This window comes from Streptomyces sp. NPDC001941 (assembly GCF_040296945.1).
In the GTDB taxonomy this organism is placed as follows: domain Bacteria; phylum Actinomycetota; class Actinomycetes; order Streptomycetales; family Streptomycetaceae; genus Streptomyces.
Genome location: NZ_JBEOYE010000026.1, coordinates 96803 through 105828, shown reverse-complemented (window position 1 = coordinate 105828; position 9026 = coordinate 96803). Strand labels below are relative to the sequence as shown.

The window sequence follows — 9026 nt, the reverse complement described above, 5'->3', positions numbered from 1 at the left end:
CGTGTTTCCAGCTTAGCAGATCCGATTTCCGTTTCTGCCACCCGCTGGAGCGGGCTGCCGGGCCGTTCTTCGCTTTCGCGTTTCCCTTTCCGGCGGTTCCGACTCTATCAGATCCTTTCGGGCCTGATTCCCAGTCAGAGGGGGTTGTCTTCGCGGCTGTTGGGCCGTTCCGACGTTTCAAACTCTAGCCGATTTCCCGGGCGACTCATAATCGGGTCTTTCGAATGAATTTCGGCATGCCGAAATTCTCTCCGGTGGGAGATCGTGCTGAGTTTGGTTGCCGCTGTCGCGGCGGGATGGCTGTCCGCAGAACCGTTCCGGCTCCGTGACAACTCGAAGAACTCTACGCATCGGGGTGGGGCGTGTCAACCCCACCCCGGTGACCTGCTCAGTCCAGGTCGGAGAGCCTGCCGCCCGCGTCCGGCTGGGCCTGCTCCACCCGGCGCAGCACCCGGATCAGCAGCTCGCCCAGGACGCCCCGCTCCTCGCTGGAGAGGTCCTGGAGGAGGTCCTCCTCGAAGTCGGAGGCCATGCGCATCGCCTCCAGCCACTTCGTACGGCCCTCGTCCGTGAGCTCGACGATGACGCGCACCCGGTTGTTCTCGTCCCGGTCCCTGGTGACCAGGCCCTCGCCGGCCATGCGGTCGATGCGGTGGGTCATGGCGGCGGGGGTGAGGCCGAGGCGCTTGGCCAGCTCGCCGGGGCCGAGCCGGTAGGGCTCGCCCGCGAGCAGGAGGGTCTTGAGGACCTCCCACTCGGCGTTGCTGATGCCGAGCTCGGCGACCTGGCGGCCGTACGCGACGTTCATGCGGCGGTTCAGCCGGCCCAGGGCCGAGACCACCTTCTCCACCTGGGGGTCCAGGTCGCGGTACTCCCGCTGGTAGGCGGCGATCTGCTCGTCGAGGCTCGGCTCCTGCGGGCCCTGGGGGTCCGCGCTGCCTGGCTTCGCTGGGGTGTCGTCGGACATGCGGGGAGTATCCCACGGTCCCCGTTGGCTTTGAAGTCCTTCGATGTGTATTGTTAAGGCTCTAACTTTAGTGCTAAAGTCTTCAGGCTTCAGTACTTCGCGATCTAGACCTCGAGGCAGGTGAGTGTGACCAGGGAGATGGGCGCGGCGATGCGCCGGATCCAGGCAGGGAACGCGCTGAGCGCGTTCGGACTCGGATTCACCGTTCCGTATCTGTACATCTACGTGGCGTCGGTGCGCGGGCTCGGCTCCTTCTGGGCCGGCATCGTGCTCGGCGTCTTCGCGCTCGCCGCCCTCGTCGCCCTGCTCTTCACCGGCCGGATCATCGACCGGCGCGGGCCGCTGCCCGTGCTGGTCGGTGCCGCGGTCGTGGCCGCCGTCGGCGCGCTGTCCCTGGGACTCGCCACGAGCCTGGTCGCCGTCGTGGCGTCCGCCGCGCTGCTCGGTGCCGGTACGGCCGTGATGCAGCCCGCGCTCGCCACGATGATCGTCTGGTGCTCGGGCGCCACCTCCCGTACCCGTGCCTTCGCCATGCAGTTCTTCCTGCAGAACCTGGGCCTGGGCATCGGCGGCCTGCTCGGCGGGCAGATCGTGGACGAGAGCCGTCCGGGCTCCTTCACCCTGCTGTTCGCCATCGAGGCCGTGATGTTCCTCGTCCTCGTCGGCATCGGTCTTTCGGTGAAGCTGCCGCGCGACGCCTCGCTGGCCGAGTCCCGGCCCGGCGACGAGTCGTCCAAGGGCTTCCGCGCGGTGCTCGGGCACCGGGCCATGGTGCAGCTGTGCGTGCTGGGCTTCGTGCTGTTCTTCGCCTGCTACGGCCAGTTCGAGTCGGGCCTGGCGGCGTACGGCACGGAGGCCGCCGGGATCGAGCCCGCCACGCTCGGCATCGCCCTGGCCGCGAACACCGCGGTCATCGTGGTCGCCCAGTTCCTGGTGCTGCGCTTCGTGGAGCGCCGCCGGCGCACCCGCGTGATCGCCTCCGTCGGCCTGATCTGGACCGTGGCGTGGCTCTTCGCCGGGTACGCGGGCCTGGGGCACGGCAGCCAGGCGATGGCGACCGCCGCGTTCATCTCCACGTACGCCCTGTTCGGGCTCGGCGAGGCGATGCTGTCGCCGACCGTGGCCCCGCTGGTGGCCGACCTGGCGCCCGAGTCGATGATCGGGCAGTACAACTCGGCCTTCGCGCTGGTCAAGCAGATGGCCCTGGCGCTCGGCCCGTTCGTCGGCGGTCCGATGGGTGCCACGCTGCACGGCCCGTACATCGTGACGTTCGTCCTCTTCTCCCTCGGCATCTCCGTCCTGGCGCTGCGGCTCGGCAAGAAGCTGACCGTGACGCAGGACCACCCGGCGCTCGCGGCGCAGTCCCGCGTCGTCGCCGTGCACAAGCCGCAGGAGCAGGTCTCGGCCTGATCCGGACGGCTGTCCCTAGTCGGGCAGCGCGAACTCGCACCAGACCGCCTTGCCGCCCCCGGGCGTGCGGCGGCTGCCCCAGGACGAGGCGATCGTGGCGATGATCGAGATGCCGCGACCCGCCTCGTCCTCCGTTTCCGCCCGGCGTCTGCGCGGCAGGTGGTCGTCCCCGTCGGTCACCTCGATGATCAGGCGGCGGTCCGTGCGGCGCAGCCGCAGCCGCATCGGGGGCGTCCCGTGCTTCAGGGAGTTCGCCACCAGCTCGCTGGTGGCCAGCACCCCCAGGTCGCGCAGCTCCACCGGGAAACGCCAGCTGGCGAGCACCCCGGAGGCGAAGGCACGCGCGCGTGGCGCCGCCTCCACTCCGCCGAGCAGTTCCAGCGCCGCGTTGTGGAAGAGCTCCGCGTCCGGTCCCGTACGGCTGGGGTGCTGGACCACCAGGACGGCCACGTCGTCGTCGTGCTCGGCGGTCACGCCCTGGGAGCGGATCAGCCGGTCGCACACGATCTGCGGAGTGCCCGTCGCCCCGGACAGGGCGCGCTCCAGGGAGGCCACGCCCTCGTCGATGTCCTCTCCCCTCCGCTCGACCAGGCCGTCGGTGTAGAGGACGGCCGTGGAGCCGGGGGGCAGCGCGATCGTGCCGGAGGTGTGCAGCCAGCCGCCGGTGCCCAGTGGCGGTCCGGTCGGGTCGGCGGCCCGCTCGACCGAGCCGTCCTCGTCGCGCACCAGGATCGGCAGGTGCCCGGCCGACGCGTACACCAGACGGCCCTCGTTGGGGTCGTGGACGGCGTAGACGCAGGTGGCGATCTGACTCGGGTCGATCTCCGCGGCCAGTCCGTCCAGCAGTTGCAGTACTTCGTGCGGCGGCAGGTCCAGGCGCGCGTACGCGCGCACGGCGGTGCGCAGCTGCCCCATCACGGCCGCCGCGCGCACGCCCCGGCCCATCACGTCCCCGATGACGAGCGCGGTGCGCCCCGCGCCGAGCGTGATCACGTCGTACCAGTCGCCGCCGACCGCCGCGTCGGTGCCGCCCGGGCGGTAGTCGGCGGCGATGCGCAGGTCGTCGGGCTGCTCCAGCTCCTGCGGGAGCAGCGAGCGCTGGAGGGTGACGGCGGTCTCGCGGTGGCGGCGCTCGCTGGCGCGCAGCCGCTCGGCCGCCTCGGCGTGCGCGGTGACGTCCGCCGCGTGCACCAGGACCCCGCCGTGCTCGCGTCCCGGGGTGTCCACGGGCAGGCAGGTGACGGTGTACGAGCCTCCGGTGCGGGTGCGCCGGGACTTCACCGTGCGGGGCTTGCCGCTGCGCAGCACCTGGTCCATCAGCGGGAGCAGGCCGAGTTCGGACAGTTCGGGGCAGCAGTCGGCGACGGCCGTGCCGGGGCGGCGGGGGCCGAAGGCGGCGGCGTACGCGTCGTTCACGTAGGCCACGCGGTGCTCCGGTCCGTACGCCAGGGCGACCAGGCCGGGCAGGCTGCCGAGGATCTCCCGTACGGAGAAGTCCTCCAGGGCCGGCAGGTCGGCGACGCCGTCGGGCAGGGGCTCCTCCTGCTGGTCGTACTCGCCGCGGGCCGCGGGCACGGAGCCGCGGTCGGTCCGCGCTGCGGCGCGACGCTGCGTACCGGGGAGCCGGGCGCTCCAACGCGTGAAGTTCACGGTTCTGCAAGCCTCGTTGTGTCGTTGCCGTGCGGAGTCACTCTGTGCAGGTGTGAGCCCACCTATGGTCACACGTCCAGTGTGACCGAGCGCACTGACAGTGGTGTCAGGCCCGGGGTGCCTGGCCGTCCTCGGGGGGCTTCGGGGGCGCGGCGGCCAGTTCGAACTCCGCGCGCGGGTTCTCCAGCGAACCGAGCGAGACGATCTCCCGCTTGAACAGGCCGGAGAGCGTCCACTCGGTCATCACGCGCGCCTTCCGGTTGAAGGTGGGCACGCGGCTGAGGTGGTACACGCGGTGCATGAACCAGGCAGGGTAGCCCTTGAGCTTGCGTCCGTAGACGTGGGCGACGCCCTTGTGCAGTCCGAGGGAGGCCACGGACCCGACGTACTTGTGGGCGTACCGCTTCACCGGCTGTCCGCGCAGGGACGCGGCGATGTTCTCGGCGAGCACCTTGGCCTGGCGCACGGCGTGCTGGGCGTTGGGGGCGCACTCCTTGCCGGGTTCGCCGGCGGTGACGTCGGGGACGGCGGCGGCGTCGCCGGCCGCCCACGCGTGCGCGACGCCGTCGACGGCGAGTTCGGCGGTGCACTTGAGGCGTCCGCGCTCGTTGAGCGGCAGGTCGGTGGCGGCGAGCACCGGCGCGGGCTTGACGCCCGCGGTCCACACGACGGTGCGGGTGGGCAGGCGCGTGCCGTCGCTGAGGACGGCGACGCGGTCCTCGCAGGACTCCAGACGGGTCTCCAGGCGTACGTCGATGTTGCGCGAACGCAGCTCGCGGATGGCGTACTTGCCCATCTCCTCGCCGACCTCGGGCAGGATCCGGCCGCTGGCCTCGACGAGGACCCACTTCAGGTCCTCGGCGCGGATGTTGTGGTAGTAGCCCGCGGTGTAGCGGGCCATGTCCTCCAGCTCGCCGAGCGCCTCCACGCCCGCGTAGCCGCCGCCGACGAAGACGAAGGTCAGGGCCGCGTCGCGGATGGCGGGGTCGCGGGTGGAGGAGGCGATGTCGAGCTGTTCGATGACGTGGTTGCGCAGCCCGATGGCCTCCTCGACGGTCTTGAAGCCGATGCCGTAGTCGGCGAGGCCGGGGACGGGCAGGGTGCGGGAGACGGATCCGGGCGCGACGACCAGTTCCCCGTACGTCATCTCGACGGCGCCCGTCCCCTCCTCCTCCGTGGCCAGAGTGGTCAGGGTGGCGGTGCGCTTGGCGTGGTCGACGGACCTGACCTCGCCCACGACGACCCGGCACCGGTCCAGGACGCGGCGCAGCGGGACCACGACGTGGCGTGGCGAGATCGAGCCGGCGGCCGCCTCGGGCAGGAAGGGCTGGTACGTCATGTACGGGTCGGGCGTCACCACGACGATCTCGACCGCACCGCTTCTGAGCTCGGGCTTGAGCAGTTTCTGCAGCCGCAGCGCGGTGTACATCCCGACGTAGCCACCACCGACAACGAGAATGCGCACAGGTTCCGTCACCTTCCCATGAGGCAACGGGCTCCGGGGTTTGTCCACAGCCCCGACGAATCGTGTGACCGGAAGTCGCCTGTGACGGACGGGGTCACGGGTGCTCGTGGGGACCTGAGGTGCGCAGGTCAGACAAGGAAAGAGGGGGGTCGGGAGTGGGCAGAATCGGGAGTGTTCCGGTCCTTGCGCCGATCGGGGGGCGCACCGTACGGAACTGCCCCTTCTGAATTGACCCCGACTCAACTATGTTCGTACCTCGTCGGGGTGTCGGACCCAGCGCTACGGACCGCAGCGCACGGGGGCCGGGAGTCCCCGGCTGTCAGGGCGGGGAGTCTCCGGGGGGAGACATCATTACCGGGGGAACGCTTATGCACATTCAGGATTCGCATTGGCAGGCCGTCGTGACCGCGGACGGCAACGGCCGCGTGGGCGGAATGGGCCGCTCGGCCCCGCTGCGCGTGGACGCGCAGCGCAATCTGGAGCACGTGCTGCGGGCCGCTCGCGAGGTCTTCGGCGAGCTGGGGTACGGGGCTCCGATGGAGGACGTGGCGCGCCGCGCCCGGGTCGGCGTCGGCACGGTCTACCGGCGCTTCCCGAGCAAGGACGTGCTGGTGCGCCGGATAGCCGAGGAGGAGACCTCCCGGCTGACCGAGCAGGCGCGTACGGCGCTGGGGCAGGAGGACGAGCCGTGGTCGGCGCTCTCCCGCTTCCTGCGCACGTCGGTGGCGTCGGGCGCCGGGCGGCTGCTGCCGCCGCAGGTGCTGCGGGTCGGCGTCGACGTGGACGAGTCGACGGTCGTCGCGCCGGAGCCGGACGGGGCGCGGGTGCCGCAGCAGCGGCAGGCCGCCCCCTCCCAGCCCGACCTGCGCGTGGTGGGTCCGCGGGCGGTCCCGGCCGAGGAGCAGGACGACGCGGGCGCGTCGGAGCTGCTGGAGGTCGTGGGCCAGCTGGTGGACCGGGCCCGGGAGGCGGGCGAGCTGCGGCGTGACGTGACGGTGGCCGACGTCCTGCTGGTCATCGCGACGGCGGCGCCCTCGCTGCCGGACGCGGCGCAGCAGGCGGCGGCCTCGGCCCGGCTGCTCGACATCCTCCTTGAGGGCCTGCGCTCGCGGCCCGCGTGAAGCTCCGTCCCGGACGGTGACCGTTCGGGGTGATCCTCGTCGGCGGGGGCCCGCGCGGTCCCCGTCCGGCGGGGGTCCGCTCCCGGCGGCGCCAACTCGGTTGCGGGACAGGCGCGTTGATCCTTCCCCGAACGGGTGAGGACTAGTGCTCGGATTCGGGAAGTCTCCCCGGATGAGTGGTTGGCGTGCATGAGGGTTCGACGCGCACGCGCTCTGTGGCACGCTTTCCCGGTGTTCGGTGCCGAGGGTGCTTACGGAAGCTTCCGCGATGAGCGGTGACGGTCGGGACGAGCCGCTCGACGGCGGCATGGAGACCGGTGGGTTGCCGTCGCGGCAGGTCCCGAACCAGGGCGGCCCGCTGGGCTCCCCGGGCTCTCCCGGGGGTCCCGCGCACGCCGCTCCCCCGCCCGCCGCGGGGGGTTCGTCCGGCGGCCCCGTCGTGCCCGGGGCGCGCGCGCCCGGGAGCGCCGACGGAGGGCGCGGCGAGGCCAGCGTGCCGCCGCAGCGCGAGCGCGTGGAGCGCGCCGCCGAGGCCGATTCCGTACTGCCCCCGCCGCTGGAAGCGCCGCCGTCCGACGGCGACTTGGTGCAGCGGATGCGGGGCGGCGACGACAGCGCGTACGAGGAGCTGTTCCGCCGGCACTCGGAGGCCGTGCGCCGGTACGCGCGCACCTGCTGCCGGGACGCGCACACCGCGGACGACCTCACCGCCGAGGTGTTCGCGCGCACGCTGCAGGCGGTGCGCGGGGGCGCCGGGCCCGAACAGGCCGTGCGCGCCTACCTGCTGACCACGGTGCGGCGGGTGGCGGCCGCGTGGACCAGGACGACGCGGCGCGAGCAGCTGGTCGACGACTTCGCGGTGTTCGCCGCGCAGGCCGCGCGCGCGTCGGAGGTGTCCGACGCGGACACCCTCGACCTGGGCGCGGACGTGATGGCCATGCACGAGGCCGAGCGCTCCATGGTGATGCAGGCGTTCCGCAGCCTGCCCGAGCACTACCAGGCCGTCCTGTGGCACACGGCCGTCGAGGAAGAGTCGCTGAGCGAGATCGCCCCGCTCTTCGGCAAGAAGGACACCAACTCCACCGCGCAGCTGGCCTACCGGGCGCGCGAGGGCCTCAAGCAGGCCTACCTCCAGGCGCACGTCAGCAGCGCGCTGGTCAACGACGAGGAGTGCGCGCAGTACGCCGACCTGCTCGGCGCGCACGTGCGCAAGCGGCTGCTCACCCGCAAGCAGCGCAAGCTCCAGGAGCACCTGGCGCAGTGCCCCAAGTGCTCGCTGGCGGCCATGCAGCTGGAGGAGATCGGGGCGGGCATCCCCGGTCTGGTGCCGATCGCGGTCATCGGCTGGTTCGGGGCCGCCGGGTACTCGGCGAAGGTGCTCGCGCTGATCGGCGGCGGTGCCGCGGCGGCCGGCGGGGCCGGTGCGGCCGCTGCCGCCGCCGGGTCGGGGGCCGCTGCCGGTACGGGAGCGGCCGCGGGCTCGGGCGCGGCCGCGGGATCCGGGGCTGCCGCCGGGTCCGGTGCGGCGGCGGGCTCGGGCGCGGCGGCGGGTTCCGGGGCCGGTGGCGCGGGTTCGTCGGCGGGCGGCGCGGCCGCCTCCGAGGGCCTGGGCGCCCCGGCCAAGGTCGCCATCGCGGCGGCCGCCGCGGTGGCGGCGACGGCGGGCCTGGTGTGGGCGTTCGCGGGCGATCCGCAGCCCGCGCCCGAGCCCGAGGCCAAGCCGGCCGCCAGCGTGCCCGTCGTACCGCAGAAGCCGAAGCCCACGCCGAAGCCCAGCCCGACGCCGAAGCCCGCGCCGCCCGCTCCGGCGGAGCCCACGCCGACGCCCGAGCCGACCCCGACGCCGACACCGACCAAGCCCCGGCCGACACCGACACCCAGCCCGAAGCCGACGCCGACGCCCACCCCCACGCCCGTACCGCCGAGGCCGACGCCCCGGCCCACGCCGACGCCCACCCCGACGCCCGCGCCCGCACCGGAGGTCTTCCAGGTCAACCGCCTGGAGTACGGGGCGTTCGGCGACGGCACCAAGCCGGAGATCCGGCTCGGCGAGTCCAGCTGGCTGTGGCAGCGCTGGGGCCTGTCCATCGCCGACGTGCGGTACGCGCACGGGGTGACCGTCCACGCGCGCTCCTCGGTCACCATCGACCTCAACCGCCAGTGCTCCTCCTACGACGCGCTGGTCGGCGTGGACGACCTGACGATGGGCCTGGGCGCCGTGCGGTTCTCGGTGTACGGGGACGGCGGGCGGCTGTGGCGCTCCCCGGTGGTGCGGGGCGGCGACCCGGCGGTCCCGGTGCACGTGGACCTGTCCGGGCAGAAGACCCTCCGGCTCGTGGTGGAACCGCACACGCCGTTCGGCTCGGTGGCGCTGGCGGACTGGGCCGAGTCGCGGATCAGCTGCCGCTGACGC

At 72.8% G+C, this 9026-nt stretch carries 6 protein-coding genes; 3 read left to right on the top strand and 3 right to left on the bottom strand.

Annotated features, from left to right (window positions below):
• Positions 1-388: 388 nt before the first annotated feature.
• On the bottom strand, positions 389-967 hold the full coding sequence (locus tag ABT160_RS19485) for a MarR family winged helix-turn-helix transcriptional regulator (protein WP_351648894.1): 579 nt from the start codon (positions 965-967) through the stop codon (positions 389-391).
• A 150-nt stretch (positions 968-1117) separates the two neighbouring features.
• Between ABT160_RS19485 and ABT160_RS19480 the strand changes: the two genes are divergently transcribed.
• Positions 1118-2377 (top strand): MFS transporter, encoded by a 1260-nt coding sequence (locus ABT160_RS19480; RefSeq protein ID WP_351648903.1) that lies wholly within the window; start codon positions 1118-1120, stop codon positions 2375-2377.
• Positions 2378-2392: 15 nt separating this feature from the next.
• Here ABT160_RS19480 and ABT160_RS19475 read toward each other — a convergent pair whose 3' ends face one another.
• Together ABT160_RS19475 and ABT160_RS19470 are read right to left on the bottom strand one after the other, a co-directional pair.
• Positions 2393-4027 carry an ATP-binding SpoIIE family protein phosphatase gene (locus ABT160_RS19475; protein WP_351648893.1) on the bottom strand — a complete coding sequence of 545 codons (1635 nt, stop codon included), beginning with the start codon at positions 4025-4027 and terminating at the stop codon, positions 2393-2395.
• A 106-nt stretch (positions 4028-4133) separates the two neighbouring features.
• Complete coding sequence (locus ABT160_RS19470; protein WP_351648892.1) at positions 4134-5504, bottom strand: NAD(P)/FAD-dependent oxidoreductase; 1371 nt, start codon at positions 5502-5504, stop codon at positions 4134-4136.
• 356 nt (positions 5505-5860) lie between these two features.
• Between ABT160_RS19470 and ABT160_RS19465 the strand changes: the two genes are divergently transcribed.
• The gene (locus tag ABT160_RS19465; RefSeq protein ID WP_351648891.1) at positions 5861-6613 is read left to right on the top strand and encodes a TetR/AcrR family transcriptional regulator; all 753 of its coding nucleotides are present in this window, start codon (positions 5861-5863) and stop codon (positions 6611-6613) included.
• Positions 6614-6881: 268 nt separating this feature from the next.
• The gene (locus tag ABT160_RS19460; protein ID WP_351648890.1) at positions 6882-9023 is read left to right on the top strand and encodes a sigma-70 family RNA polymerase sigma factor; all 2142 of its coding nucleotides are present in this window, start codon (positions 6882-6884) and stop codon (positions 9021-9023) included.
• Positions 9024-9026 lie beyond the last annotated feature (3 nt).

Coding starts and splice junctions, on each gene's coding strand:
- ABT160_RS19485 (WP_351648894.1), bottom strand. CDS start 967: ATGTCCGACGACACCCCAGCGAAGCCAGGCAGCGCGGACCCCCAGGGC.
- ABT160_RS19480 (WP_351648903.1), top strand. CDS start 1,118: ATGCGCCGGATCCAGGCAGGGAACGCGCTGAGCGCGTTCGGACTCGGA.
- ABT160_RS19465 (WP_351648891.1), top strand. CDS start 5,861: ATGCACATTCAGGATTCGCATTGGCAGGCCGTCGTGACCGCGGACGGC.
- ABT160_RS19460 (WP_351648890.1), top strand. CDS start 6,882: ATGAGCGGTGACGGTCGGGACGAGCCGCTCGACGGCGGCATGGAGACC.